25 protein-coding genes are annotated in these 24293 nt (G+C 70.7%); 13 read left to right on the forward strand and 12 right to left on the reverse strand.

The genetic code is table 11. From position 1 onward, the window contains the following. Window positions 1-47 precede the first annotated feature (47 nt). Window positions 48-497, forward strand: a complete 450-nt coding sequence (locus tag C471_RS03360; protein ID WP_004046580.1) for a universal stress protein — start codon at window positions 48-50, stop codon at window positions 495-497. Then, a complete protein-coding gene (locus tag C471_RS03365) occupies window positions 497-1312 on the forward strand; it encodes a DUF63 family protein (protein ID WP_004046581.1) in 816 nt (271 codons plus the stop codon). Before C471_RS03360 ends, C471_RS03365 begins: the two co-directional genes overlap by 1 nt. Window positions 1313-1327: 15 nt before the next feature. Here C471_RS03365 and C471_RS03370 read toward each other — a convergent pair whose 3' ends face one another. The 9 genes from C471_RS03370 to C471_RS03410 all read right to left on the reverse strand — a co-directional run bounded on the left by C471_RS03370 (window position 1328) and on the right by C471_RS03410 (window position 9629). Further along, the gene (locus C471_RS03370) at window positions 1328-1810 is read right to left on the reverse strand and encodes a DUF456 domain-containing protein (RefSeq protein ID WP_049908942.1); all 483 of its coding nucleotides are present in this window, start codon (window positions 1808-1810) and stop codon (window positions 1328-1330) included. Between the two features lie 195 nt (window positions 1811-2005). Beyond that, window positions 2006-2590 carry a DUF2150 family protein gene (locus tag C471_RS03375; protein WP_004046583.1) on the reverse strand — a complete coding sequence of 195 codons (585 nt, stop codon included), beginning with the start codon at window positions 2588-2590 and terminating at the stop codon, window positions 2006-2008. A 98-nt stretch (window positions 2591-2688) separates the two neighbouring features. Further along, window positions 2689-3546 carry a TatD family hydrolase gene (locus tag C471_RS03380; protein ID WP_004046584.1) on the reverse strand — a complete coding sequence of 286 codons (858 nt, stop codon included), beginning with the start codon at window positions 3544-3546 and terminating at the stop codon, window positions 2689-2691. Between the two features lie 83 nt (window positions 3547-3629). Further along, on the reverse strand, window positions 3630-4484 hold the full coding sequence (locus C471_RS03385) for a class I SAM-dependent methyltransferase (protein WP_004046585.1): 855 nt from the start codon (window positions 4482-4484) through the stop codon (window positions 3630-3632). Beyond that, on the reverse strand, window positions 4481-4885 hold the full coding sequence (locus C471_RS03390; RefSeq protein WP_004046586.1) for a 6-pyruvoyl trahydropterin synthase family protein: 405 nt from the start codon (window positions 4883-4885) through the stop codon (window positions 4481-4483). The genes C471_RS03385 and C471_RS03390 overlap by 4 nt, the downstream gene beginning before the upstream one ends. 54 nt (window positions 4886-4939) lie before the next feature. Further along, a complete protein-coding gene (locus C471_RS03395) occupies window positions 4940-5947 on the reverse strand; it encodes a zinc-dependent alcohol dehydrogenase (RefSeq protein ID WP_004046587.1) in 1008 nt (335 codons plus the stop codon). Continuing rightward, on the reverse strand, window positions 5947-6711 hold the full coding sequence (locus C471_RS03400) for a GTP cyclohydrolase IIa (protein ID WP_004046588.1): 765 nt from the start codon (window positions 6709-6711) through the stop codon (window positions 5947-5949). The genes C471_RS03395 and C471_RS03400 overlap by 1 nt, the downstream gene beginning before the upstream one ends. Before the next feature lie 75 nt (window positions 6712-6786). After that, window positions 6787-7626, reverse strand: coding sequence for a CDP-alcohol phosphatidyltransferase family protein (locus tag C471_RS03405; protein ID WP_004046589.1), 840 nt, complete (start codon window positions 7624-7626; stop codon window positions 6787-6789). Then, the gene (locus tag C471_RS03410; protein ID WP_004046590.1) at window positions 7623-9629 is read right to left on the reverse strand and encodes an aldo/keto reductase; all 2007 of its coding nucleotides are present in this window, start codon (window positions 9627-9629) and stop codon (window positions 7623-7625) included. Before C471_RS03410 ends, C471_RS03405 begins: the two co-directional genes overlap by 4 nt. 71 nt (window positions 9630-9700) lie before the next feature. Here C471_RS03410 and C471_RS03415 point away from each other — a divergent pair, with 71 nt between their 5' ends. Then, on the forward strand, window positions 9701-10816 hold the full coding sequence (locus C471_RS03415) for a glycosyltransferase (protein ID WP_004046591.1): 1116 nt from the start codon (window positions 9701-9703) through the stop codon (window positions 10814-10816). 25 nt (window positions 10817-10841) lie between these two features. Next, window positions 10842-11210: a DUF7475 family protein gene (locus tag C471_RS03420; RefSeq protein WP_004046592.1), complete on the forward strand. Its 369-nt coding sequence runs from the start codon at window positions 10842-10844 to the stop codon at window positions 11208-11210. Between the two features lie 32 nt (window positions 11211-11242). On the opposite strand, the gene C471_RS03425 is transcribed toward C471_RS03420, so the two are convergent. Next, window positions 11243-11767, reverse strand: coding sequence for a hypothetical protein (locus tag C471_RS03425; protein WP_004046593.1), 525 nt, complete (start codon window positions 11765-11767; stop codon window positions 11243-11245). Between the two features lie 118 nt (window positions 11768-11885). Then, entirely contained in the window at window positions 11886-12287 is a 402-nt protein-coding gene (locus tag C471_RS03430; protein WP_004046594.1) for a DUF5830 family protein, read from the reverse strand. 138 nt (window positions 12288-12425) lie between these two features. Here C471_RS03430 and C471_RS03435 point away from each other — a divergent pair, with 138 nt between their 5' ends. From C471_RS03435 to trpG, 9 genes are all read left to right on the forward strand, one after another. Beyond that, on the forward strand, window positions 12426-13709 hold the full coding sequence (locus tag C471_RS03435) for a tRNA pseudouridine(54/55) synthase Pus10 (RefSeq protein WP_004046595.1): 1284 nt from the start codon (window positions 12426-12428) through the stop codon (window positions 13707-13709). Between the two features lie 56 nt (window positions 13710-13765). Next, window positions 13766-14467 carry a universal stress protein gene (locus C471_RS03440; RefSeq protein ID WP_004046596.1) on the forward strand — a complete coding sequence of 234 codons (702 nt, stop codon included), beginning with the start codon at window positions 13766-13768 and terminating at the stop codon, window positions 14465-14467. Between the two features lie 130 nt (window positions 14468-14597). After that, entirely contained in the window at window positions 14598-15071 is a 474-nt protein-coding gene (locus C471_RS03445; RefSeq protein ID WP_004046597.1) for an Lrp/AsnC family transcriptional regulator, read from the forward strand. Window positions 15072-15430: 359 nt separating this feature from the next. Next, window positions 15431-16924 carry a proton-conducting transporter transmembrane domain-containing protein gene (locus C471_RS03450; protein ID WP_004046598.1) on the forward strand — a complete coding sequence of 498 codons (1494 nt, stop codon included), beginning with the start codon at window positions 15431-15433 and terminating at the stop codon, window positions 16922-16924. Continuing rightward, window positions 16921-19335, forward strand: a complete 2415-nt coding sequence (locus tag C471_RS03455) for a DUF2309 domain-containing protein (protein ID WP_004046599.1) — start codon at window positions 16921-16923, stop codon at window positions 19333-19335. The genes C471_RS03450 and C471_RS03455 overlap by 4 nt, the downstream gene beginning before the upstream one ends. A 149-nt stretch (window positions 19336-19484) precedes the next feature. Then, window positions 19485-20516, forward strand: coding sequence for an anthranilate phosphoribosyltransferase (trpD, locus tag C471_RS03460; protein ID WP_004046600.1), 1032 nt, complete (start codon window positions 19485-19487; stop codon window positions 20514-20516). After that, window positions 20516-21160, forward strand: a complete 645-nt coding sequence (locus tag C471_RS03465; RefSeq protein ID WP_004046601.1) for a phosphoribosylanthranilate isomerase — start codon at window positions 20516-20518, stop codon at window positions 21158-21160. Before trpD ends, C471_RS03465 begins: the two co-directional genes overlap by 1 nt. After that, window positions 21157-22854 (forward strand): anthranilate synthase component I, encoded by a 1698-nt coding sequence (gene trpE, locus C471_RS03470; protein ID WP_004046602.1) that lies wholly within the window; start codon window positions 21157-21159, stop codon window positions 22852-22854. Before C471_RS03465 ends, trpE begins: the two co-directional genes overlap by 4 nt. Then, window positions 22851-23462 (forward strand): anthranilate synthase component II, encoded by a 612-nt coding sequence (trpG, locus tag C471_RS03475; protein ID WP_004046603.1) that lies wholly within the window; start codon window positions 22851-22853, stop codon window positions 23460-23462. Before trpE ends, trpG begins: the two co-directional genes overlap by 4 nt. A 32-nt stretch (window positions 23463-23494) precedes the next feature. Here the strand turns inward: trpG and C471_RS03480 are convergent, their stop codons facing one another. Beyond that, on the reverse strand, window positions 23495-24223 hold the full coding sequence (locus C471_RS03480; protein WP_004046604.1) for a MogA/MoaB family molybdenum cofactor biosynthesis protein: 729 nt from the start codon (window positions 24221-24223) through the stop codon (window positions 23495-23497). Window positions 24224-24293: the final 70 nt, after the last annotated feature.

Consider the following 24293-nt stretch of genomic DNA (forward strand, 5'->3'; position numbering starts at 1 on the left):
GACCGCAGAGGGCGGGCTTTTTGCCCTCCCCCGCCGACGACTCGCGTATGACCGATCTCGACATCGACCTCGTCCTCGTGTCGGTGGACGGCAGCGAGGAGTCCCACGAGGCGGTCGACTACGCGATCGCCGTCGCCGCCGAGTACGGCGCGAGCGTCCACGCCCTGTACGTGCTCGACGAGGACGTGGTCCGCGCCATCGACCACGGCGTGGTCGACGAGAGCGACGTGGCCGACGACACCGAGGCGTTCACCGACTCCGTGGCGCGGCGCGCGGAGGCGGCGGGCGTCTCCCACAGCAACTCCATCGCCTACGGCTTCTCCACGACGGTGAAGACGGTTCACCCCGGCAGCGTCGTGCTCGACACCGCCGAGGAGCTGGAGTCAGACTTCATCGTCGTCCCCCGCGAGCCCGTCTCCGGCGACCCCGGCGAGGTGCTCGGGAAGGCGGCCGAGTACGTCCTCCTGTACGCCAGCCAGCCGGTGCTGTCCGTCTGATGGTCGGCGGCCTCCCCTTCCTCCCGGCGGGAACGACGCTGCCGCCCGCGCCGTACCTCCTCGCCGTCCTGCTCGCGACCGGCGGGGTCGTCGCCGCGCTCCGCCGGCGGCGCCCCCGAGTCACCGGCCGGCGCGTGCTCGCGCTCGCCCCGTGGATGGCGCTTGGCTCGGCGGCCCACGTCCTCTACGTCGTCGACGCGCTCCCGCCCGTCCTCGCCCCCTTCGCCGGCTCGCCGACCGTCTACCTCACGGTGGGATCGCTGGCGGGCGCGGCGTGGCTCGCCGCCGACGCCGCCCGCCCGGACCGCGTGGCGGAGACCCTCGCGGTCGCCGGCGCCCTCTGCCTCGCCCCGGTCGTCGCGGTCGCGGTCTCGACCGGGCTCTCGCCGGCGGGCGCGCGCTGGTCGACGGTCGCGCTCGCGCTCACTCTCCCGATCGCGGGCGCCGCCTGGGTCGGCCTGACGCGGTTCCGCCCCGAGACCGCGATCACCGGCGGCGTCGGTGCGCTCGCGGTGTTCGGCCACGCGCTCGACGGCGTCTCGACCGCGGTCGGGACGACTCAGCTCGGCTTCGGCGAACGCACGCCGCTCTCGCGGATCCTGCTGGAGTTCGACTGGATCCCGTCGGTCCCGGTGATCGGCGAGGGGTGGCTGTTCCTGCTGGTGAAGCTCGCGGTGGCGAGCGCGGTCGTCTGGCTCTTCGCGGAGTACGTCCGTGACCGGCCGACGGAGGGGTACCTGCTCCTGGGGTTCGTCGCGGCGATGGGGCTCGGCCCGGCGGCGCACAACCTGCTGCTGTTCGCGGTCGCCGGGTGAGGTTCCCAATCAGATTCACAGGACGGAGAGGGCGAACACGACGGCGACGCCGGCCAACATGACCGCTTGGACGAACGGGCCGGCGAAGACCCCGACCACCGCGTACACCGACCGCCGGACGGCGACACGCGGCTCGCCGGCGTCCTCGTAGAGGCTCTCGAGAAACGCGGCCCCGCCCACCCCGACCACCAGACCGATCGGGCCCACGACGAACAGCAACAGGATACCCGCCAGGGTGCCGACGGCCACGGCACGCGTCGACGCGCCGCCGAGTCTCCCGGAGATCAGCCCCGCCAACAGCTCCGCCGCGGACGCCAGAAGCGAGACAAGAACGAGCGCGAGCAGAACTCCGAGGCCCGGCTCGGCGAAGCCGGTGGTGTACGCGTAGCCGACGACGGTCAGCGCCGCGAGGACGCCGCTCGGCACGAACGGGACGAACGAGCTGACCGTCCAGCCGGCGAGCAACACGATCGCTATTCCGGCCGCTGAGGGGGCCATACGGGGGTAACGTCACGTGAGTTCAAAACGGTTCATCTCGGACGAACCGCTTCGCAGTCACTGCGGGCGTTCGGTGGGCCGGAAGCCGCGAAAGCGATCGAAACGGGGATCCGAGGGGTACGGAAAATGCGGAGGTTGCGAGGGGTGCAGAAAGTGCGGGATCCGAGAGAGGCGGGATCGAACCGACCGCCGCGCTCAGCCCTCTTCCTCTTCGACGACTTCCGGGTCCTCGATGGCGGACTGCAGCGAGTCCAGCCCGTTGACCCACTCGGAGACGAGCCCGTACTCCAGGTCCTCGACGAGGTCGATGTCGAGGGCTTCGCCGTCGATGATCCGGGTTCCGGCCTGCACGACGTAGCCGAGCGCGGCGTCGAGGTCGTCGTCGGCCTCCGCGTCGGCGGCCGCGCGCACGAACTCGCTCACGTCGCCCTCGACGACGCCGCCGACGACGTACTCCTCGGCCGCGTAGAAGACGGGGACGAGCGAGGTCTGGACGCCGTCGATCAGCATGACCTTGTCCTCGTCGTCGAACTCGACGTCGGCGAGCACGATGTCGCGGACGGTGCGGATCTCCTCGACCGCGCGGTCCTCGTCGATTCGCCCGTCGTCGAGCGCCGCGAGCACTTTCACGACCGCGATCGCGGCGTCGTCTTGGAGGTTCAACAGGAGCCGCGCGGAGTCCTCGTTTTCTGGGTCCAAATCCTCCTCTTCGAGCCTGTCGAGCCAGTTCTGCCACCGTTCGTCGGTATAGAAGGTCTCGACGGCGTCGTCGTCGGTCATGTACCGTACGTCGCCCGTACTACTCAAATGTCTTTCCTATCGATCGTCGCCCGAGACGCCCTCTCACCCGCTCGACGGCGGGATTCGGGCGTCGCGGCTCAGGCCTCTCGATCCAGCGTCGCCTCGGTGTCGATCCCGTACACGGCGCGGGGGGTCTCGACGTGAGCGGTGCGGACCGCGTCGTCGTACCCCTCCTCCAGCAGCCAGCGGACGCGGCGCGGGACCGTCTTCGGGCCGAGCACCATCCCCGGCTTCTCGGGGTCGTCGACGAAGTCGGTCTCCATCAGGAACGGCGCTCCCGACTCGGCGGCGCGCTCCAGCCGGTCCTTCTCGCTCATCACGCTCGGCGTCGGCCCCGCGAGCCGTCCCTCGGCGTAGTGTTTCACGACGTTCGTCGGGTCGAGTCCGGACTCCTCGGCGACCGCCGCGAGGTCAGTCAGATCTTCGCTGGCCTCGGTGTGCAGTTGGACGGCGCAGCCGATGGCGGCCCCCAGCTCGAACGCGCGCCGGGTGACCGCGTTCGAGGCGTCCCAGACCGCGTCGCTCACCTCGTAGTGGGGGCGTCCCGACTTGAGCGCGAGCGCGTCTCCGTCGGCGACGAACTCGCTCGCGACCTCGATCCCGCCCTGCATCAGGTCGCGGGCGTCCTCGGGCGAGAACCCCCGTTCGTCGACGAGCCGGCTAATCAGGCCGGGGTGGACGCCGAGGACCGGCCACGCGCGCCCCGGGAGGACCTCGTTCGCGTTCGCGACCGCCTCGATCGTCTCCTCGAAGACGGGCCGGAAGTCGGCGGGCTCGTCGGGCTCGACCCCGAGGTGCCACGACGGCTTGTTCACCACGAGCAGGTGGGTGCCGCCGAGCCGGACGAAGTCCTCGACGGCGTCGATCCCGCGACCGTGACGCGGATCGAGGTGGAGGTGGTTGTCGAGCACCGGCGTGTCGAGGTCGTCGGTCATAGCGGAGAGAGAGGGCGGGCGATGCTTATAAACAACGGCTGCGGGCGTCGCGCGCGATCCCCGCCGAGCGCCGCCGATAGCGTTCAGTCGCCGTCGGGTGTGCGGTACAGGAGGTCGTACTGGTGTGCGACGTAGATGAGTTCGCCGCCCCGCAACTGCCTGCGCCGGGATTCGAGCCAGTCGCTACCGCGGTCGACATCGGCGTTCGAGAGCGCGTCGGCGACGAAATCGAGGATCCGTTCGAGGAAGTACGACTCGTCGGCGGGGTAGCCGTGGCCCCGAGGTCTGACGATCCAGTCGGAACTCTTTATGCCGAGGAGCGTCCCCGCCCGCCGTCGACACAGGTCGGCGAGGTGGCGCCCCGCGTGGACGTCCCGGTCCGGCCGGGTGTCGATGGCCGCGTGGTACGCGCGTTCGACCGCGCGGTCGGCCGGGTGGTCCGGCTGGAAGATGCTCCCGCCGTCGAAGGTTATCGGGAGGTACGCGAGCCCGCCGGGCCGGAGCGCCGATTCGGCGGCGTCGATCAGCGTACCGGGATCGACGAGGTCGGCGAACGCCTGCGCGACGACGAGGTCCGCCTCGGATTCCGCGTGGAGCGCCGCGAGCGCGTCGCCCGTCTCGAAGGCGGCGGTCAGGTCGCCCACCGAGAGCGTTCCGTCGGCGACTCGCGCGTCGTACCCGCGGCGACGCAGTTCCCGGGGCCGCACGGCCCGAGCGAAGTCGACGACGCCGGGGTCGCTGTCGATACCGAGATACGTCGCGGCGTCGACGCCCCACTCGAGCAGCGTCGGGACGGTGACGCCGGTCCCGCAGCCCGCCTCGACGACGCGCGGCGCCTCGGGAAGCGCGGCGAGCAGGCGGTCGCGCACTCGCGGCGAGCGCGCGCGCTCGTCGACGGACCGCTTGGATTCCAGGTACCGCGTCGCCGCGTGGTTCATCCGTCGAGCGCGCGGCGATGGCTGGCCCACGCGAAGTCGTCCTCCCAGATGCGGACGGCCAGCGCCTCGGGGTTCGGATCCACCATCGCGTCGGCGACTCGGTCGCCGAACAGCCTCGCGAAGTGCTCGACGCTCGGGTTCAGTCCCTCGAACTCCGGGAGGTCGTTCAACAGCGCGTCCCGATACCGCTCCTCGAGGTCGTCTACGGTCGACTCGACGGCGTCGATATCGACGAGATATCCGTATTCCCCGAGTTCGGGGCCGGCAAAACGGACCTCCACGGTAAACTGATGGCTGTGGACTTCCCCCTCCGGCGGTTCCGGATCCGGAACCGTGAGGTAGTGCTGTGCGACGAACTCGCGCGTGACCGTCAGTCGGTATTGGTGTCGGGGGTCTGTCATGGTCGGTGTGTTCCGTTTCGATGGCCGGGGGGGTTTCAGTTCGATACCGGTCGATCAGTCGTAGGTGAGCAGCACCTGCAGGGGGTCGTCCGTCTGCTCGTGGAGCAGTCGGTAGGCCGACTCGGCCTCGTCGAAGGGCACGCGGTGGGTCACGAGCGAGTCGAGATCGAGGCCGGTGAGACGCGACAACGCGGTGTCCATCCGACGGCCCTTGGTCCACCGGCCGCGGGTTTCCGGGGCGAGCGTGCTGACCTGGCTGGACTCGACGGAGATGCGGCCGCGGTGGAAGTCCGTTCCCAACTCGACGGTCGCCTCCTTCTCGCCGTACCACGAGCCGACGACGACGCGCCCGTCGTACCCCGCCGTATCGATCGCGCTATCGAGCGTCGCCGGGCGCCCGGACAGCTCGTACACGAGGTCCGCCCCTCCGGGGTCGGGCCAGTCGGCGACGAGACCGTTGACTTCGTCCGGGCGGACCGCGCGGTCGGCACCAAGGTCGACGGCGCGCTCGCGGCGCGCGTCGATGGGGTCGACGGCGACCAGCCGGTCCAGCGGGAACGACGACAGGACGCCGACGGTGCAGAGCCCGATGACGCCGGCGCCGAAGACGACGACGCGCTCGCCGATTCTTGGGCGGCCGTCGAGGACGAGCGAGGTCGCCGTCTCGACCGAGGGGGCCATGGCCATCACCTCGGCGCTCACCTCGTTCGGAACTGGAACGAGCGCGTCCGTCGTCGTCGCGAACCGCGACTCGTGGGGGTTGAACGCGAAGACGGCGCGGTCGAGCCACTCGTCGGCGACGGCGGCCCCGGTGGCGATCACGTCGCCGACGGCCGCGTACCCGTACTTCACCGGATACGAGAGGTCGCTGTCGAGCGCGTCCAGCGTCTCGTCGGCGGGGACGTCGGTCGGTGCCTCGCCGCGGTAGATGAGCAGTTCGGTCCCCGAGCTGATCGCCGAGACCCGCGTCTCGACGACGACTTCGTCGGCCGAGGGGTCGACGGGTGTCCGCCGTCGGTCTACGGTCTGCGGCCCGGTGAAGTACAGCGACGTGCGGTTCATCAGTCGTCGGCGCTCACCCCGTCGAGGCCCTGGACGCGCGTCCCGGTCTCTCGGCAGACCTCGAGGGCCTCCTTGGCCCCGTGACCGGCCTCGTGGGCCGTTTCGCCTCGACTGACCCCGACCTGTAACTCGATTCCGGTCGCCTCGCGGACCCGCGAGACGGCGCGGTCGAACGCGCTCGCGTCCAGGTCGGGACAGACGGCGATCACGTTGTCGCCGCCGACGAAGTGAGCGATGCTGTCGTGCGCGTCGCGCAGGTGGGTCGCGAGCTCCAGGGTCGCCCGCCGGACGGCGAGCGTCGCGTCGACGGCGTTCTCGCGATCCGTGAGCGACCCGGTGGCGTCGACCACGTCGAAATGCGCCACGGTCACGCGCTCGCGCGCGTTCGCGACAGGGTTCGTCTCGCCGGTCGCGAACGCCTCGCGACGGTCGGCCGACTGCGCGCTCCCGGTGGCTTGGAGTCGCTCGCTCGCGAGCCCCAGCGCCGCGACCGGAGTGGCTGCGCGGCCGACGCCGACGCTGACGGTCACCGGATAGCGGTTCCGGACCCGCTGTTGGAACCGGCGGTGGCTCTCCGCGTCGCGTCCGTTCGTCACGGCGACCATGTTGTCGAAGCGGTTGTAGAACGCGTAGCCGTCCCGCTCGCCGACGAACGAGGCGAAGTCGGCGTACAGGTCGGCCTGAAGCGACTGGAGGTCGGTCTCCCGACGGACGCTCGGCGTGACCGTCCACGGTCCGTACTCGTCGATCTGAACGAGCGCCATTTGTATCGCGTCTGTCACTGAATACGTGTCATCAGGATTACTCCCTCATTACTGTTCGGGCCACTCGCGCGGGACTCACCCGTCATCAGTGCCCGGCGACAGGCGGCCCGAGACGACGAGGTAGTCGCGCGCGAACACCGCGAGCGACGGAGCGAGAACGACGGCCGCGAGCGCTCGCACGGTCGCAGCCGGCAGGACCGGCGCGAGCGCGATCGAGATAAACGCCATCTGGACGCCGGCCAGCGGGCGACGGACCGCGCTCGGCGGGAGGTCGTACACCGGTCGCCCGCTGGCGCGACGGTAGCCGCGTCCGGCCTTGAACAGGTAGCGAGCGGCCGACAGCGACAGGTACCAGACCGGGAGACGACCCCAGACGACGGCGACGACCGGCGCGACCAGGAATCCGAGCGTGTCGACGGCCATATCGAGTTTCGCGCCGAGAATCGTCGTGCGGCCGCGCAGCCGCGCGATAGCGCCGTCCGCGAGGTCCAGCACGCAACCGGTCCCGTAACAGACGGCGGGCAACCAGACCACCCGGCCCGCCGGGTCGACGGCCACGAACCCCGCGACCGCCGCGAACAACCCCCCGCGCCCCACCGTCACGGCGTTCGCGACGCCGAGCGTCGCGTACGTCGACGGCGATTCGCCTTCGGCGCTCGACCGCTCTTCGCCAGCGTTCGCCGTCGTGTCGTGACGATTCGCGTCGAGGTGGCGCCGGCAGAACCAGACGACGAACCCGCCGGTCGCGGCGGTCGGGACCGCCCACTGGACCGCGGCGCTGTCGGTCAGTCCGGGTAGCCGCGGTAGCGCGGGCGACGCGTCGAGGCTGATTCCGGCGGTTATCAGTGCCGCCGCCAGCGCGACGGTGACGCCGCGCCACTGTCGGCGCAGTCGCGGCGACCGCCCGTCGGTCATCGTTCGAAATCGGAGTCGGCGAGCGACGCGATACGCTCGCGGTCCCCCGCCGAGAGTTCGACCCGTGTCGCCGCGACGTTTTCGACGACGTGCTCGGGGTCGGTGCTCGACGGGATCGGGACGACCCCGCGGTCGACCTGCCAGGCGAGCGCGGCCTGCGCCGGGGTGGCGTCGCGGTCGGCGGCGACCTCGTGCAGAGCCGGGTCGTCGAGGAGCCCGGGCGCCGAGAGCGGGGAGTGTGCCACGACGCGGATCCCGCGCTCGTGGCACCACTCGACGAGCTCTTCCCGGGGCAGATAGGGGTGCGATTCGACCTGGACGACGGCCGGGAGCACGTCGGCCTCCGCTGCGATGCGTTCGAGCTGGTCGATGCCGACGTTGCAGACGCCGATCGTCCGTGCGAGACCGCGCTCGTGAACGCGTTCCAGCCGCGTCCACGTCTCCGTCAGAGACGCGTCGACCGTCTCCGGATCACCGTCGTCGTCGGTGGGGAACGTCAGCGCCTCCTGTTCCGCCGGCGGCCGTTCTGCCAAGTCCCGCAGCGGGCCCTGGTACGCCCAGGCGGTCGGCCAGTGGAGCATGTAGCAGTCCAGGGCGTCGACGCCGAGGGCCTCGAGGGTCCCCTCGCAGGCCTCCGCCACGTGTTCGTGGTTCGTGTTCCAGACCTTGCTCGCGAGGAACAGCCCCTCGCGGTCCGGGCTTCCGGGCGCGGCGAGCAGGTCGCCGATCCGCGCTTCGTTGCCGTACAGCTCGGCGGAGTCCAGCAGTCGGTACCCGGCGTCCAGCGCGGTCGCGACCGAGCCCATCCGGTCGACGTACTCGCCGTCGCGGTACCGGGAGCAGCCGAATCCGACGGGCGGGAGCCTGACCGCCGCCTCGCGGGACGCGCCGCCTCCCGCCCCGAGGGCGGCCCCTGCGCGCCCGGTCTCCCGTCCGTCGCGGTGCGGTCGGACCGGCGGCGGGGACAGGTCGGGTGAGGCGACCCCGTGCGCGTCGACGGTCACGGGGCCGCAGTCCGCGGCCGCGGACTCGACGGCGTTGCAGACGGCGACGACGTGTGTCGACCGACGCGCGCTCGCGACCGGCCGGCGGCCGGACGCCACGGCGGCCGCGACGCGCGCCGGTCCGTCGACGTACCGCCTCTCCCGTCGCGGTGCCGGATGCGGCGCGTCGACGTATCTGCGACCGTCGCCCCCCACCCTCACGGTGTCGGAGTCGGCGGCGAGTGCGCCGCTGTCTGCGAGATACAGTGACCCGTCGTCGCCGTGCAGTTCGAGGCTGTTGAACTCGCGACTCCGGTGGGGCGCGTACAGGCTCGCGGTGAGGCGGACCGTCGGACCGGTCCGAAACTCCAGGGTGGCCTCGACGTGGCTGTCCCGTCCGGGCGTCTCGGTCTCCCGGTCGGGCCAGGGAGCGAACCCGTCCGCGACTCTGACGCGCCCGATCGGTCCGAACCAAGAGATAAGACAGTTCAGGGGGTAGACGGCGCCGTCGTACAGCGGTCCGACCGCCAGGAACGACGCCGGATCGTCGTGCCACTCCGTGACCCTGCCGACGTGCGCGTGAGCGTAGCCGAGGCGGATCGGCCCGAGTCGCCCGTCACCGAGCAGCCAGCGGACGTGACGCTGCGCGTCACAGCGATGGTTTATCGGTGCACAGGTTAGCGCCAGCTCGCGGCGTTCGGCGGTCGCGACGAGGTCGGCGGCCTCCTCGGCGTCGAGCGCCAGCGGTTTCTCGCTGAACACGTGCCTGTCGGCCAACAGCGCTCGTCGGGTCACCGACGCGTGGGAGCCGTGGCTCGTCAGATTGACCACGAGCGGCGCCGCGACGTCGGCGAGCATCGCGTCGACATCCTCGTAGGCCGCCGCGTCGTGACGGTTCGCGAGGCTGCGTGCCCGACCGCCGTCCAGGTCACACACCGCCGCCAGTTCGAGCCTCGACCCGTCGATTCCGGCCGCGTATCGGCGTGCGACCGAACCGGCACCGATGAATGCGCACTCCATTGGCGGACCTTCGGCTAAACCCACAAAAGCGTACGGGAGAGATTAACATGAGGTAGTCCTAATCCCGTGTCATGGCTCGGGTGGCGGTGTTGCACAACACGCTCGACTTCCAGGGAGGCGCCGACGCGGTCTGCCTCGCGACCTGCGAGGCGCTCGCGTCGGCGCACGACGTGACCCTCGTCACCGCCTCGGAGACGGAGCCCGCGGCCCTGGCCGACCGGTTCGGATACGACCTCGACGGCGTGGCGGTCCACGTGCCGCCCCTCGGGCGGGCGGTCGCTGGGGTGCTGTCGGTCGCGGCCCCTCGGATCGGTCCGCAACTCGCCGCTCGGAGCGCCTTTCTGCAGCGCTCGTTCGAGCGGATCGCCGACCGGTTCGACGTCGCGATCAGCACCGCGAACGAGCTCGACCTCCCGATCCCGTCGGTCCAGTACGTCCACTACCCGCAGTTCCGACTCGATCGGCTCCCGGACGGGGACCCCGGTCGCCTCGACCGACTCTGGAGTCGCCTGTCCGCGCCGTCGGACGACACGCTCATGGGTCCGGACGTGACGCTGCTCGCGAACTCCGCGTGGACCGCCGACGTCGTCGACCGGCTCTACGGCACGCGCCCCGCGGTCGTCCACCCGCCCGTCGACCCGGTGGAATGCGAAACGCCGTGGACCGACCGCGAGAACGGGATCGTCACGGTCGGCCGCTTCGCACCCGACAAGCGACCGCTCGACGCGATCCGTATCGTCGACGAGGTCCGCGAGCGCGGGCACCGCGTCCACCTCCACGTCGTCGGGTCGGCGCCGCGAGCGTACCGCGACTACGCCGCCCGGATCGCGGCCGCGGCCGCCGAACGACCGTACGTCACCGTCGAACGAGACGTCGGGCGCGCTCGCCTGGAGACGCTTCTGTGTACCCATCGCTACGGGCTCAACACGAAACCCGAAGAGCACTTCGGGATGTCCGTCGCCGAGTACGTCGCGGCGGGGATGGTCGCGTTCGCCCCCGACAGCGGCGGCCAGCGCGAGGTACTCGACGAGCGCGAGGACCGCCTGTTCGATTCGGTCTCCGACGCCGCGGACCTCGTGAGCGACGCGGCCAGCGACGGCGAACCGCCGTCGACGGCCCGCGACCGTTTCGCCCGCGACCGCTTCGGCGCGGCGCTCCGCGACGCCGTGGACCGAACCGTGGATTGAATACGCGCGTGCCCCATAGGCCGCTATGTCAACTGATACCGCGACACAATCCCGCGTCGAGACCGGATCGCTGTCGACGTTACATCTGGTCGGAGTCGCGCTGGCTGCGGTCTCCGGGGTATTGCACCTCTACCTGGCCGCGCTCTTCGTCCCGAGCCCGATGGGGCTGTCGTTCGCCGTCGCCGGGGTCGGCTTCTTGGCCGGTTGCGCAGCCGTCGTCGCGAACTACCGGCGGGCGCTCGTGTACCTCCTCGGGATCCCGTTCACGCTGGGACAGGTCGTCGTCTGGTACGTCGTCAACGCACCCGATTTCTCGGCGCTCGGATACGTCGATAAGGCCGCACAGGTCGGCCTCGTCGCGGTGCTCGTGGTTCTCTACCGGCGTGAATCCTGACTTCGTCGGGCACGGCGGCGACCGATAGTGCCCTATCGATCGGCGTCGTCTCGGTTCGAGCGCGGCTCTGACTGTCGGAGCGACGGGTCCCACAGCTCCCGGAGCGGGCGATTCGAACGAGCCGCTCGCAGGAGGACCACACCGAGGACTCCCCAGAAGACGCACTCGAGGACGAACGACGGGGACCAGAGGTAATAGACGAAGAACTCGCCCGGCGGGATCGCGAGCGGGTCCGGCGGGACGACGAGGGGCCAGCCCAGGAACAGCGCGTCGCCGGGGCGACCGTTGATGACGACGTGGAGGGCGTCGAGGAACAGGTGTGATGCCCACCCGGCGGCGAGCGCCCGACCGGTCGGGGACGCGAACGCGACCGTGACGGTCAGCGGCGCGAGCAGCGCCGTGTGTCCCACCGTGTGATACAGGTCGACGACGCCGAGCAGCGCCAGCGGCTTGTCGACGAGGTCCGGAAGGGCGGCGCCGACGACGAGCCACGGGACGGACAGCCGCGACCACCGACCGAGAAGCGCCGCGGCGGCGAGGTGCGTCGGGAAGTACATGGCGAACGGTACGGTCACGGCGCTGATCCGTGTTCCGCCGGGCCCCGGCGACGCGGAGCGCGCGGCGACGTTCCGCTATCGATCACGTTTGCGACCCCTTCGATGACGCCCGCGACGGCTACTCCGTCCGGGCGTCGCCGTCGTCGCGGTCCCGACCGGTCACTTTCCGGATACACGAGGAGCCGAAGGGCCCCAGTTCCCCGGCGTCCAACTGCACGAAGTGGCCGGTCGTGATCGCCGTCCCGCAGCGGCGGCACTCGAACGAACCCTCGCGCTGAACGACCTGACTCTCGTAGTTCACGTACGTCCCGCCGCGTTGGACCCGGAGGCTGGCGTTCTCGCGCTCGATGACGCCGCGCTTCTCGGCGGCGTCGAGGATCTCGCGGGTGAGCGAGGGGCTCGTCGTCACCGTCTCGATCCGGTCGATCGCGTCGGGGAGGGCCAGCTCCTCGTGTTCGAGGTGGGCCAACAGCTCGACGCCGAGCTCCAGTTTCTCCTCTCGCGAGGCCGACTCGTTCACGCCCGGCGAAACGACGCGGACCGCCTTAAGTCGGCCGGGAGTCGGCCGCGGCGGGTCGCGCTCGACGGCCCCGAGCGCGTCCGCGAGCGAGCCCCGCGATGTAGTAAGACAGTTACCACGGGCGACGCTGGGGACCGTATGGACGTACTCGAGGTCGCGGCGCGGGCGACCGGGACGGGGCCGGTGTGCGACGCGTGTCTCGGCCGGCTCGTCGCCGACCGGAGCTTCGGGCTGTCGAACGCCGAGCGGGGATCGGCGCTGCGCGTCTCCCTCGCGCTGCGCGACGACGAGGACCACGAGCCGGTCGAGACGGCGGACTGCTGGGTGTGCGAGGGGCGCTGCACCGAGTTCGACGAGTGGGCCGAGCGTGCCGCCGAGGCGGTCGAAGGGGTCGAGTTCGCCACCTACAACGTCGGCACCCGCCCGCCGCCGCTGATCGAGGAGAACGAGGCGCTGCTCCGCGCGGACGCCGGGCTCGACGACGACGCGGGCGAGCCGTTCAAGTCGGAGTTCAACCGCGAGGTCGGCAAGCGGTTCGGTCGGCTCACGGGGGCGGAGGTCTCCTTCGACCGCCCGGACGTGCAGTTCACGATCGACCTGGCCGAAGACGAGGTCGACGCGAAGGTAAACTCCACGTTCGTGTACGGGCGATACAGGAAACTGGAGCGCGACATCCCCCAGACCGAGTGGCCCTGCCGGGAGTGCAAGGGCTCGGGGCGGCAGGGCGCCGACCCCTGCGACCACTGCGGCGGCTCCGGCTATCTCTACGACGACAGCGTCGAGGAGTACACCGCGCCCGTCGTCGAGGACGTGATGGACGGCACGGAGGCGACGTTCCACGGCGCGGGACGCGAGGACGTGGACGCGCTGATGCTCGGCACCGGGCGCCCGTTCGTGATCGAGGTCGAGGAGCCGCGGCGGCGCCGAGTCGACACCGATCGCCTCCAGAGCGACATCAACGCCTTCGCCGACGGCGCCGTGGAGGTCGAGGGGCTCCGGCTCGCGACCTACGACATGGTCGAGCGCGTGAAGGAGCACGACGCCGCGAAGCGCTACCGCGCGCAGGTGGCGTTCGACGCCGACGTGGACGCCGACGCGCTCGCGGCCGCGGTCGAGGAGCTGGAGGGGACGACCGTCGAGCAGTACACCCCGAACCGGGTGGACCACCGCCGGGCGAGCCTCACCCGCGAGCGCGACGTGTACGAGGCGACCGCCGACCTCGACGACCCGCGCCACGCGACCGTCGAGATCCGCGGCGCCGGCGGGCTCTACATCAAGGAGCTGATCTCCGGCGACGAGGGCCGGACGGAGCCGAGCCTCGCCGGCCTGCTCGGCGTCGGCGCCGAGGTCACCGCGCTCGACGTGGTCGTCGTCGAGGGCGAAGACGAGCCGTTCGAGCGCGAGGAGTTCTTCCGCGAGTGACAGCGCCGGACTCCGGACCAACGGGATTTATCAGACGCACGTCTGACGGTAACGACATGAACGGGAGCGGCGCCGACGACGGGGGCGGCCGAGCTGCGGACCCGGAAATCAGTGGGGAGGCGGTTACGGACGATCTGAGCGCAAAAAACACGACGCTGGACGACGCCGCCGGCGAGCCGATCGTCGAGTCCGCCGTGACGGAGGCGCTCGCGGCGGCACCGGCCGCGGCCGACGCGACGCTCGAAGGGATCGACCGCGCGGCGCGTCCCGACCGCGTCTCGTCGATCCTCGTCGCCGTCGGTCCCGGCCCGCACTCGGGAGCGACCGTCGACGTGGCGCGGGAGATCGCGGGCGCGACCGACGCGTGGCTCGAACTGTTCCACGTCGTCCCCACCGACGGTGCCCTCGCCGACGGTCCGGCGAGCGCGGACGGGAGCGACGCCGGGAGTGACGGGGACGCCCCGGATCCCGGAGACGGCGACGACTACGCCGCGACCGGCGAGCGGCTGCTCGACGCCGCCCGCGACCGCCTCGGCGGGTTCGACCGTGCCGACCGCTGGCTCGTCGAGGACCGGTCGGCCGCGGGCGCGATCGTCGAGCAGTCCCCGTACTACGACCTCGTGGTCGTCGGCGCACCCACGACCGGCACCGTCGGGCGCTTCGTGTTCGGCTCCACCACCGACACCGTGATCGACGACGCCGAGGTCCCCGTAGTCGTCGTCGAGGCGGACGGCGAAGCCGCCCTCGACCTCGCGTAGACCGGGACCTTCTCGCGGCGATCCGTCGTCGGGACTCCGCGTTTCGCGGCGGAGCGTCCACCCGATCGGCGTGTTCGGACGCTGAAATCGACATACAAGCATAAAGTGGCTATGCCACGGATCCACCGGTATGGCCGACGAAGCGATCGACGACGTGGACAGGGCGATCCTGTACGCGGTACAGGAGGACGCCCGAAACATGTCGTCCGGAGACATCGCGGAGCGTACCGGCACGTCGGACAGCACCGTCCGCAAGCGCATCCAGCGGCTGGAGTCCGACGGGATCATCAAGGGGTACAGCGCCGAGATCGACTACCAGAAGTCCGGGTATCCGCTCCGGATGCTGCTCTACTGCACCGCCTCGATACCGGAGCGCGGCGAGATGCTCCCGGATATTCTGGCGATCGACGGCGTCATCTCGGTCCAGGAGCTGGTCACCGGCGAGCAGAACCTCCTCGTGACGGCGGTCGGCGAGTCGGACGACGACATCACGCCCGTCGCGCAAGAGCTCCTCGACATGGGGCTCACCGTCGCCGACGAGGTCCTCGTTCGAAGCCACGAGGCCACGCCCTTCGGCGAGTTCGACGCCGAGACCGACTCGTAGACGACGAACCGGTCGTCGTCGGGATCGCGCGCCGGACGACCGCTGACGGCTGATCGACCGGGTCGGCCGCTCGATCGGATCGGCCACTCGATCGGATCGGCCACTCGATCGGATCGGCCGCTCGATCGGGTCAGCCGCTCGACCGGGTCGTGCGAGGCGCTCTCGAAGACGACGCGCGCCGCCCGGCCGCGAACGCGACAACGACAGATGATTATAATGTTCTTTAACGACATTCTAACGAACGATTTGTGAACACAAGTAGATTTAATAGGCAATCTGTTCTCTTGTGGGTGTAGAGACGACCAATATCGGTTCGCCGACTCGCGTCGGCTGCCGAGAGCGGTCGGATGGATTGAACGATGGCAGGACGCACCTCGAAACCGACTGTCGGAGCGCTCCCGGACACGACGGCGGAATCGCCGCTCGTGCCCGTCGCACTCACGTGGCTCATCTGGTCGCTGTTCGCCGCGAGCGTCGCGGCCCTCGTCGGCCGGGTCCGATTCGGTTTCGCCCCGGAGATTCCCGGCGTGATCGCCGTCGACGGACTGACCGTCCTGATGTGGGTGGTCGTCACCTTCTTCGGCGGTATCGTCCACAGCTACTCGCGCCGCTACATGGCGGGGGAGGCCCACGAGACGGGCTTTTTCCTCGCCGTGTTCGGCTTCGCGACGATCGTGATGACGCTCGTCGCGGCCGACCACCTCGCCCTGTTCGGACTTCTGTGGTTGGCGATGGGGCTCGTGATGGCGAGGCTGATCGGCATCGTCGACGGGTGGAAGCAGGCGCAGGCGGCCGCGGCGGTCGCCCGTCGGTACTTCCTCGCCAGCAGCGCCCTCCTCGGCGTCGCGCTGACGGCGCTCTGGTGGGCGACCGGCGCGACGACGGTGTCCGGTATCGCCGCGAGCGCCGACACGCTCGGCGGGCCGGTGTGGGTCGTCGCCGCCGTCGCGCTCGTCCTCGCGGCGATGATCCAGTCCGCGCTCGTCCCGTTCCACGGCTGGCTGCTCTCCTCGATGACCGCCCCCACCCCGGCGTCGGCGCTGATGCACGCCGGGTTCGTCAACGCGGGCGGCGTCCTCCTCCTCCGCTTCGCGCCGGTCGTCACCGTCGACGGCACCCTCATGCTCGGGATCGTCGCGATCGGCGCGGCCAGCGCGCTGCTCGGGAAGCTCTTCAAGGCGGTCCGCCCGGACGTGAAGAGCAAACTGGCCTGCTCGACGGTGGGACAGATGGGGTTCATGATCATGCAGGCCGGCCTGGGATTTTTCGGAGCCGCGATCACTCACCTGGTTCTGCACGGATTCTATAAGGCCTACCACTTCCTCAGCGCGGGCGGAGAGATCGAACGGAAGAGCCCGGGCAAGACGACGGACCACTCGACGAGCGTCGTCGACGTCGCCGTGACGCTGGCGACCGGACTGGCGGGCGGCGCGGTGTTCGCCCTGCTGACCGGAAAGGGAACGAGCGTCGACACCGGGCTCTTGCTCGCCCTGTTCGTGGCGTTCACGACCCTCCATGGAGCCCGCGGCGCGGTCCGGAACACGTCGCTTCCGGCGGCGGTCCGCTACGGAGCGGTTCCCCTCGTCTTCCTACCGGCGATCGCCGTGTACGCGCTCGTCTACGAGGGGATATCGGCGGTCCTGTCCGGGGTCCCGGTCGTCACGGCCCCGGCCGAACTGACCGCGGTCCACGGTCTCGTGGCCATCGCCTTCCTCGGCGCGTACGTCGGCATCGAAGCCGGACTCTACGAACGCAGTCGTCGGCTCTACGTTACGCTTCTGAACGCGAGCCACCCGTCGTCCAGCACGGTCCTGACGAACGCGGAGGAGTACGACAACGGAGGATCCCAATGAGTACTGAATCCACCATCGAAGACGGTATCGACAGCGCGGCGAAGACGGTCGGGGCGGTCTGGCCGATCCACTCGTTCGTGACGGCCAACCCCCTCTCGGGGTTCGAGGACGTGCCGTTCGGCGAGGCGGTAACGCAGGCGGCCGACCTGTTGGGCGGGCGCGGCTACCCGAGTCGGGAGACGTTCCGGGCGGCGCTCGACGACGGGCAGATCGACCGCGAGACGCTCGCATCGGAGCTCGCCGACCGCGGCTACGAGGGCGAGCCGGAGGCGCTGCTCGAACGCGTCGACACCGGCGTCGAGCCGGAAGCGCCGGACGACGAGGCCGAGCGGGCCGATCACGTGCTGACGAAGTGGCTGTCGGCCTTCCTCGACGAGGGACACGCCAAGTGGTCGATGCCGAACCGCGACGACGGGTTTTACGCCGCCTTCCGCGAGGTGGCCGAACACGACGGCGAAGTCCCCGACGGGGTCGCGGCGTCGCTCCCCGAAACCCCGACCGAGGCCATCGAGGCCGTCTTGGAACCGTATCCGGAGAGCCAGTGGGTACCGGTCTTCGAGGAACAGTTGGCCGCGCTCCCGGGGTGGACCGGCTTCATCAAGCAGCGTGACGACGACGGGGGGACGTGGCAGTCGGCCCACCCGATCACGCTGGCGGACTACCTCGCGGTCCGCCTCTCTCTCCTCGACGGGTTCGGTGCCGAGATCGAGCCGTCAATCGGCCCCGGGAGCGCCGGCTCCGACTCGGCCGACGAGATCGCCGAGGCGTTCCTGACCGCGTGGGAGGCGAGCTACCGGTCCGAGGTCGTCGACCGTGTCGCCGCCGAGAGCCGGAAGCGGGAGGAGAGCGAGTCGGCGGACCGCCCCGACGCGCAACTGGTGTTCTGTATCGACACTCGCTCGGAGGTGATCCGCCGCCACATCGAGGCGACGGGCGAGTACGAGACGCACGGCTACGCCGGGTTTTTCGGGGTCCCGATGGAGTATCAGGGGTACGACGCCGAGGTGTCGGTCGACGCCTGTCCGCCCATCCTCGACCCCCAACACCGGGTCAGCGAGGTCCCGACCGACGGCGACACGCAGGACCGTCACGACCGGTGGTCTAGTCTCCGCGAGGCCGCGGGAGAGGTCGTCAAGACGCTGAAGACGAATCCGGCCAGCGCCTTCGGCTTCGTCGAGAACGCCGGGAGCGGCTACGGGGTAGCGCTCGCGGCGCGCACGCTCGTGCCGGGCCGCGTCCGCGATCTGTTGACTACCGCCGACGACGCGGTGCCGGACGGCCACGAGTTCTGCGACCAGATCGTCCAGCATCAGCACACTCACGCCGACGGGCTTCCGGTGGGGCTCACCCGCGAGGAGAAGGTGGAGTACGCCGCGACCGCCTTCGAACTGATGGGGTGGACCGAGTTCGGTCGGCTCGTCGTGTTCACCGGCCACGCGAGCGAGACGGCCAACAACCCCTACGACTCGAGCCTGGACTGCGGCGCGTGCGCCGGCAACCCCGGCGGACCGAACGCGCGCGTCTTGGCGAACATCTGCGCCGACCCCGAGGTGAAGGCGGCGCTGCGCGAACGCGGCTTCGACGTGCCCGGCGACACCGTCTTCCTCGCCGGCGAGCACAACACGACGACCGACGAGATCGAACTGTACGGCGACGTGCCCGAGAGCCACGCGGACGATATCGAACGGTTACGCGCGGATCTCGACACCGCCCGCGAGAACGCGACCGCCGAGCGCGTCGAGTCGATGGGCGGTGACGCGTCTGCGAGCGTCGACGACGCCGAGCGCCGCGCCGCCGACTGGGCCGAGACGCGTCCCGAGTGGGGGTTGGCGGGCAACGCCGGCTTCGTCGTCGGGCCGCGCGAGCTGACGAGCGACCTCGACCTGGACGGTCGCGCCTTCCTCCACTCGTACGACTGGGCGACCGACCCCGAGGGGGACGCGCTCGAAGCGATCCTCACGGGGCCGATGGTCGTCACCCAGTGGATCAACGCCCAGTACTACTTCTCGACCGTCGACAACGCGGTCTACGGCAGCGGGTCGAAGGTGACGCAGAACCCCGTCGGCAACGTCGGCGTCTACCAGGGCAACGGCGGCGACCTGATGACCGGGCTCCCGCTCCAGTCGCTGATGGCCGACGACGAGACCCCGTACCACCAGCCGCTCCGCCTCTCGACGGTCGTCCACGCGCCGGTCGAGCGCGTCACCGACGCCCTGGCCGACCACGAGGAGCTCACCCAGCTGTTGGACAACGGCTGGCTCTCGCTAACGGTCGTCGACCCGACGCAGGACCACCGCGCGTTCGAGTACGAGCGCGACATGGCGTGGGAGCCGGTGTCCGAGTCGACGGCGACCGAGCCGGCCGCGCCCGAGACGGAGCGGCCGGTCGCGCCCGCGGCCGCGGACGACTGACTCGGGCCGGCGGCCCTTCCTCCTCCGCTCTCCTTCCCCCGGATCCCTCTTCTCCTCGTCGCGTGCTATCGGTTCTCGGTCCGGCGACAGCGTTATACCGATGTACATACTTGTACATCATAACGCGAAACACTACATCGGTGTACACAATGAATATCAACGACACGGTCGAGCACGTGACGAACGGGGCGGACCTGACGGTCGACGAGGCGCGCGAGGCCGCGCAGCTCGTCTTCGAGGAGGCGACGGAGGCGCAGATCGGCGCGCTGCTCGCCGCGCTACGCGCGAAGGGCGAGACGGAGGCCGAGATCGCCGGGTTCGCACAGGGGATGCGCGACGCCGCTCGGACGATCGAGCCCGACCGGGAGCCGCTCGTCGACACCTGCGGGACCGGCGGCGACGACTACGACACGATCAACGTCTCGACGACGGCCGCGATCGTCGCGGCGGGCGCGGGCGTGCCGATCGCCAAGCACGGCAACTACTCGGTCTCCTCCTCGTCGGGGAGCGCCGACGTGCTGGAGGTCGCGGGCGCCGACGTGGAGGCCGAGCCGCCGGCGGTCGAGGAGGCGATCGAGCGGGACGGGATCGGGTTCATGCTCGCTCCCGTCTTCCACCCGGCGATGAAGGCCGTCATCGGCCCGCGAAAGGAGCTCGGGATGCGGACGATCTTCAACGTGCTCGGTCCGCTCACCAACCCCGCCGGGGCCGACGCGCAGGTGCTCGGCGTGTACGACCCGGAGCTCGTCCCCCTCATCGCCCGGTCGCTCGCGCACATGCCCGTCGAGCGCGCCCTCGTCGTCCACGGCGCGGGGATGGACGAGATCGGGATCCATTCGGAGACGGTCGCCGCCGAGGTCGAGGGGGAGGAGGTGCGGGAGTTCACGATCACGCCCGAGGACCTGGGTCTCGACCGCGCCCCGATCGAGGCGGTTTCCGGCGGGACGCCCGAGGAGAACGCGGCCGACCTCCGCGGGATCGTCGACGGCACCGTCACCGGTCCCAAGCGCGACCTCATCCTCGCGAACGCGGGCGCCGCGATCTACGTCGCCGGCGAGGCCGACACGCTCGCGGCGGGCGTCGAGCGCGCGGCCGAGGCGATCGACTCCGGCGCGGCCGCGGAGAAGTTCGCGGCGCTCTGCGGCGACTCGGTCGCAGAAGTCACCCCGGAGGACGACTGATGGCGCGGGTGAAGATCTGCGGGCTGACGCGGGGCGCCGATCTCCGGGCCGCGGTCGACGCCGGCGCCGACGCGGTGGGCGTCATCTCGGAGGTGCCGGTCGACTCCCCCCGCGAGGTCGACCCGGCGACGGCGGCGGAGCTGCTCGCGGACGTGCCGCCGTTCGTCACCGCGACGCTCGTGACGATGCCCGAGTCGGCCGAGCGCGCGGTCGAACTCCTGCGGATGATCACCCCGGACGCCGTCCAGCTCCACGGCGAGTGGACCCCCGACGAGATCCGGTTCATCCGCGCGGAGACGGAGCGGAAGGTGCTGCTCGCGGTCGACGCCGACGACCCGGGCCGCGCCGAGGAGTTCGACGCGGTCGCCGACGCCCTCGTGATCGACTCGACCGACGACTCCGGCGCGGGCGGCACCGGCGAGACCCACGACTGGGAGCGGGCCGGCGACCTCGCCGCCCGGCTCACCTCGCCGGTCGTCCTCGCCGGCGGACTCACTGCCGACAACGTCGCCGAGGCGGTCCGCGCCGCGGACCCGTTCGCTGTCGACGTTGCCTCCGGCGTCGAGCTGTCTGACGGGCGGAAGGACCACAACGCGGTCGCCCGCTTCGTGGCGAACGCGGGCCGGGAGATGGAGCTGGCATGACCGATCCTGCGACCCCGCTCGACCGCACGAAGGCGGAGTTCGTCGACCTCGCGGCCGACGCCGAGCGGCCGGTCGTGGTGCGCGCGTCCGCGTCGCTCGATGCCGACGTGACCCCGCTGTCGGCGTACGCGACGCTGGTGGGCGAGGGGCCGTACGGGTTCCTCCTCGAGTCCGGCGAGAAGGTCGCCTCCAGCGACCCCGACGGCGCGTTCACCGCCGACGGCGACGCCGACAAGCACGCCCGGTACTCGTTCGTCGGCTACGACCCAGAGGCGATCGTCTCGGTCCACCCCGACCGGACGGACGTGACCCGGCTGGGTCCGGCGGCGGAGTTCGTCGATGGGGGCGCGAAAGACGGCCTATCGCCGGACAGCGGCGACGCGATTGACCGGATCCGCGCGGCGTTCCCGGACGTGAGCCTGCGCGGCTTCCCGGACACCGACCGGCAGATCCTCTCGGGCGGGTTCGTCGGGTTCCTCGCGTACGAGGCCGTCTACGACCTCTGGCTGGAGGAAGTCGGCGTCGACCGCCCCGAGACGGAGTTCCCGGACGCCGAGTTCGCGTTGACGACCCGGACCGTCGTCTTCGACGACAAGGAGGGGACCGTCGAGCTCGTCTTCACTCCCGTGGTCGGCGTCGACGACGACCCCGCGGCCGTCTACGACGACCTCCTCGCAGAGGCGGAGCGGGTCGGCGCCGAACTCCGGGACGCCGAGCCGCCGGCGCCGGACGGGATCCGCGTGGACGACGAGTCCGCCGGTCCCCGCGAGGAGTACGAGGAGGCGGTCCGGACCGCCAAGCGGCACGTCCTCGACGGCGACATCTACCAGGGCGTGATCTCGCGGAGCCGCGAGCTCCGCGGCGAGGTCGACTCGCTCGGGCTGTACGCGGCGCTGCGCGAGGTGAACCCTTCGCCGTACATGTACGTCCTGCGCCACGACGACCGCAGCATCGTCGGCGCGAGCCCGGAGACGCTGGTGTCGGTGCGCGGCGATCGGGTCGTCTCGAACCCGATCGCGGGCACCTGCCCCCGAGGGACGAGTCCGGTCGAGGACCGGCGGTTGGCCGGCGAGATGCTCGCGGACCCGAAGGAGCGCGCCGAGCACACGATGCTCGTCGACCTCGCGCGCAACGACGTGCGGCGCGTCTCGGAGGCGGGCTCCGTCCGCGTCGAGGAGTTCATGAACGTGCTGAAGTACAGCCACGTCCAGCACATCGAGTCGACCGTGACGGGGACGCTGGCGGCCGACGCCGACGCCTTCGACGCGACGCGCGCGACGTTCCCCGCGGGCACGCTCACGGGCGCGCCGAAGGTACGCGCGATGGAGATCATCGAGGAGTTGGAGACGACCCCGCGGGAGGCGTACGGCGGCGGCGTCGGCTACTACTCGTGGACCGGCGACGCCGACTTCGCGATCGTGATCCGGACGGCGACGCTCGACGAGTCGCCGCCGGACGCGAGCGGTCCGGACGAGACCGCGGTCACCGTCCGCGCCGGCGCCGGCCTCGTCGCGGACTCCGACCCGACCGCCGAGTACGAGGAGACCGAACAGAAGATGAACGGCGCGTTGGCCGCGATCGACCGGATCCGGAAGGGAGGCGGAGACGGCGGAGAGGGCAGCGGGGACGACGGCGACACCGGAACCGACGCCGCGGACGGCCCCCTCCCCGCCGGTACGGAGGTCGACGAATGAAGGTCGTCGTCGTCGACAACTTCGACTCGTTCACGTACAACCTCGTCGAGTACGTCTCCGACCAGCCGCTCGACGGCGACGCGAGCGGGGAGCCGGAGCCGATCGAGGTCGAGGTGTTCAAGAACACCGCGTCGCTGGCCGAGATCCGCGACGCCGACCCGGACGCGATCCTCGTCAGCCCCGGCCCCGGCCACCCGAAGAACGAGCGCGACGTGGGCGTGACGATGCCGGTGTTGCGCGATCTCTCGCCGGAAGTCCCGACGCTCGGCGTCTGCCTCGGCCTCGAAGCCGCCGTGTTCGAGTACGGCGGGACGGTCGGCCACGCGCCCGAACCGATCCACGGCAAGGCGTTCCCCGTCGACCACGACGGCGAGGGGGTGTTCGCCGGGATCGATCAGGGGTTCCGCGCCGGGCGCTACCACTCGCTGGCCGCCACCGAGGTCCCCGACGCCTTCGAGGTAACCGCCACCACGGACCACGAGGGCGAGGAGATCGTGATGGGGATCCGCCACCACGAGCACCCTATCGAGGCGGTGCAGTTCCACCCCGAGAGCGTGCTGACCGCCGCGGGCCACGACCTGATCCGGAACTTCCTCGCGACGGTCTGAGGGGGACCAACCGCGACCGCGCCGTCACCGCCTCACTCGCCGTCGTCGCTCTCCGCGCCGTCCGCGTCCGCTTTTCCGTCGTCCTCACTCTCCCCTTCCTCCCCGTCGTCCACGCCTCGCCCCGCGAGCCCCACGAGATGACCGACCTCCGGGAGGATCACTTCGTCAACGCCGAGTCGGACCGCGTTCTCGGAGCCGGGCAGACAGAAGACCGGGGTGGCGGAGACGATCCCCGCGACCGCCCGCGAGCCGATCGTGCGCGTCCCGACCTCCTCGTAGGAGAGCCGGCGGAACAGTTCGCCGAATCCGGGGAGCGTCTTGGCGAACAGCCCCTTGACGGCCTCGGGAGTCGCGTCGTCGGGCGTCACGCCGGTTCCGCCGGTGGTCACGACCGCGTCGGTGTCCTTCCGGCGCGCGAGCCGGTCGACGGTCCCCTGCACGCTGTCGTACTCGTCGGGGACGAGTTCGCGGACGACGACCTCGTGGCCGGCCTCCTCGAACGCCGAGACGAGGTACTCGCCGGAGGGGTCGTCGTCCAGCGACCGCGATGAGGACACCGTCACGACGCCGAACGCCACCGAGTCGACGTCGTGACCGTGGTGGTCGTGGCTGTGGTGGTGGTCCTCATCGTGATGGTCCTCACCGTGGTGGTCCTCATCGTGATGGTCCTCACCGTGGTGGTCCTCATCGTGATGGTCCTCACCGTGGTGGTCCTCACCGTGGTGGTCGCTCTCCTCGTCGTGGTCGCGCGCGTCGCTCATGGTCCCACGTATCTCGTCGACGGTGAAAACACCTCTCCGACGCGGCGATCGATCGATTCGCGGACGCTGG

It is taken from the genome of Halorubrum saccharovorum DSM 1137 (genome assembly GCF_000337915.1).
Classification (GTDB): Archaea; Halobacteriota; Halobacteria; order Halobacteriales; family Haloferacaceae; genus Halorubrum; species Halorubrum saccharovorum.

Excerpts from the sequence above, each read along its gene's own strand:
- C471_RS03360 (WP_004046580.1), top strand. The coding sequence starts at position 48 with ATGACCGATCTCGACATCGACCTCGTCCTCGTGTCGGTGGACGGCAGC.
- C471_RS03365 (WP_004046581.1), top strand. The coding sequence starts at position 497 with ATGGTCGGCGGCCTCCCCTTCCTCCCGGCGGGAACGACGCTGCCGCCC.
- C471_RS03370 (WP_049908942.1), bottom strand. The coding sequence starts at position 1,810 with ATGGCCCCCTCAGCGGCCGGAATAGCGATCGTGTTGCTCGCCGGCTGG.
- C471_RS03375 (WP_004046583.1), bottom strand. The coding sequence starts at position 2,590 with ATGACCGACGACGACGCCGTCGAGACCTTCTATACCGACGAACGGTGG.
- C471_RS03380 (WP_004046584.1), bottom strand. The coding sequence starts at position 3,546 with ATGACCGACGACCTCGACACGCCGGTGCTCGACAACCACCTCCACCTC.
- C471_RS03385 (WP_004046585.1), bottom strand. The coding sequence starts at position 4,484 with ATGAACCACGCGGCGACGCGGTACCTGGAATCCAAGCGGTCCGTCGAC.
- C471_RS03390 (WP_004046586.1), bottom strand. The coding sequence starts at position 4,885 with ATGACAGACCCCCGACACCAATACCGACTGACGGTCACGCGCGAGTTC.
- C471_RS03395 (WP_004046587.1), bottom strand. The coding sequence starts at position 5,947 with ATGAACCGCACGTCGCTGTACTTCACCGGGCCGCAGACCGTAGACCGA.
- C471_RS03400 (WP_004046588.1), bottom strand. The coding sequence starts at position 6,711 with ATGGCGCTCGTTCAGATCGACGAGTACGGACCGTGGACGGTCACGCCG.
- C471_RS03405 (WP_004046589.1), bottom strand. The coding sequence starts at position 7,626 with ATGACCGACGGGCGGTCGCCGCGACTGCGCCGACAGTGGCGCGGCGTC.
- C471_RS03410 (WP_004046590.1), bottom strand. The coding sequence starts at position 9,629 with ATGGAGTGCGCATTCATCGGTGCCGGTTCGGTCGCACGCCGATACGCG.
- C471_RS03415 (WP_004046591.1), top strand. The coding sequence starts at position 9,701 with ATGGCTCGGGTGGCGGTGTTGCACAACACGCTCGACTTCCAGGGAGGC.
- C471_RS03420 (WP_004046592.1), top strand. The coding sequence starts at position 10,842 with ATGTCAACTGATACCGCGACACAATCCCGCGTCGAGACCGGATCGCTG.
- C471_RS03425 (WP_004046593.1), bottom strand. The coding sequence starts at position 11,767 with ATGTACTTCCCGACGCACCTCGCCGCCGCGGCGCTTCTCGGTCGGTGG.
- C471_RS03435 (WP_004046595.1), top strand. The coding sequence starts at position 12,426 with ATGGACGTACTCGAGGTCGCGGCGCGGGCGACCGGGACGGGGCCGGTG.
- C471_RS03440 (WP_004046596.1), top strand. The coding sequence starts at position 13,766 with ATGAACGGGAGCGGCGCCGACGACGGGGGCGGCCGAGCTGCGGACCCG.
- C471_RS03445 (WP_004046597.1), top strand. The coding sequence starts at position 14,598 with ATGGCCGACGAAGCGATCGACGACGTGGACAGGGCGATCCTGTACGCG.
- C471_RS03450 (WP_004046598.1), top strand. The coding sequence starts at position 15,431 with ATGGCAGGACGCACCTCGAAACCGACTGTCGGAGCGCTCCCGGACACG.
- C471_RS03455 (WP_004046599.1), top strand. The coding sequence starts at position 16,921 with ATGAGTACTGAATCCACCATCGAAGACGGTATCGACAGCGCGGCGAAG.
- trpD (WP_004046600.1), top strand. The coding sequence starts at position 19,485 with ATGAATATCAACGACACGGTCGAGCACGTGACGAACGGGGCGGACCTG.
- C471_RS03465 (WP_004046601.1), top strand. The coding sequence starts at position 20,516 with ATGGCGCGGGTGAAGATCTGCGGGCTGACGCGGGGCGCCGATCTCCGG.
- trpE (WP_004046602.1), top strand. The coding sequence starts at position 21,157 with ATGACCGATCCTGCGACCCCGCTCGACCGCACGAAGGCGGAGTTCGTC.
- trpG (WP_004046603.1), top strand. The coding sequence starts at position 22,851 with ATGAAGGTCGTCGTCGTCGACAACTTCGACTCGTTCACGTACAACCTC.
- C471_RS03480 (WP_004046604.1), bottom strand. The coding sequence starts at position 24,223 with ATGAGCGACGCGCGCGACCACGACGAGGAGAGCGACCACCACGGTGAG.